Genomic DNA, 1,250 nt, shown 5'->3' on the forward strand with positions numbered 1-1,250 from the left:
GCACCGATGACAAGAGAAAGGGCAAAGAAAAATCCTGAGAAGCCACCTGAGAAAAAGCCGCCGTGTGCCCACAGATTGGAAAATCCGATAGCTTGTCCGCCATTTCCAAATCCGAAGATGATAATACCTAAGCCTGCCACAATCAATAGGACGATTGTAATTATTTTAATCATCGCGAACCAAAATTCAAATTCGCCAAAGGATTTAACTGAAACTAAGTTAGCAGCGCCAAGGATTGCCATCGCGATTAAGCCTGGAATCCATGCTGGCAAGTCAGGGAACCAATAGTTCATATATTCTCCGACTGCGATAATTTCCGACATTCCGACGATTACCCACTGAAACCAGTTGCTCCAAGCAGTCATATAGCCTGCTAGTGGGTGGATGTATTTGTGGCCGAATGTTGCGAATGATCCTGTGCTTGGCTCTAAATAGAGCATTTCTCCCATTGCACGCATGATAAAGAAGACGAAAATTCCTGCAATGGCGTATGCGAGTAAGACAGAAGGTCCTGTCCAGCCAATTGTTTTGGACGATCCAAGGAATAATCCGACACCGATTGTGCCGCCAAGTGCAATCATTTGGATATGGCGTGATTCCAAGCCTTGTGACAATTTATTATTTGACATGTATATTCCCCTCTTTCACGATTAAGCAGCCGTATTTTTTATAAGTAAGAAAAGCTCATCCAGTAGTTTTCGGCAACGAAATGATGAAGACGGAGTGAAATTTATCTCCTAAAAAAAACTTCATTTCCTGCAGTATATGAGTTGCATCTTGTAAGCTGATATCTATAAATGTTCATTTAACTTAACCTATCATAATAAATTTATCTAGAAAATACAATTGTATTTGTGGGGGAGACATAAAGAAAGGGTTTTCGTGAACAGGTATTCCTTATTTTGCAATAGTGTACTAGAATGGTAATAGCTTGCTAAACCTTATAACAACAGCAAATAGGAAAAATAATGCTATATAACAATAAAAAAAATTCCTACTAAAAATTTCTTGTAATTTTTTAGAAATGGACAGGGGAAGCAGTGTAAAAAAAACAATATTAAAATTTTTCCAATTCCATGGTATAGTTGGTAGCATATAGAGAAGTTTTGATAATAACAGCATAAGAGAGTTAATAATTAATTTGAGATACAGGAGACAATGGATATGGTGGTGAAATCTCCAAAAATGAGAAGAAGAGGACAAGTCGTGTTAGTGCTAGTTTCGATCATTTTTACTTTGTATCAATATCT

General features: G+C 37.5%; 1 protein-coding gene. It reads right to left on the reverse strand.

Features of this window, described 5'->3' with window-relative positions; genetic code table 11:
• Positions 1-629 (reverse strand): amino acid permease (locus AB0G52_RS41190; protein WP_361344439.1); only part of this gene is annotated, 629 nt, incomplete at its 3' end.
• Positions 630-1,250 lie beyond the last annotated feature (621 nt).

The organism is Streptomyces sp. NPDC021562 (genome assembly GCF_040640875.1).
Classification (GTDB): Bacteria; Actinomycetota; Actinomycetes; order Streptomycetales; family Streptomycetaceae; genus Streptomyces.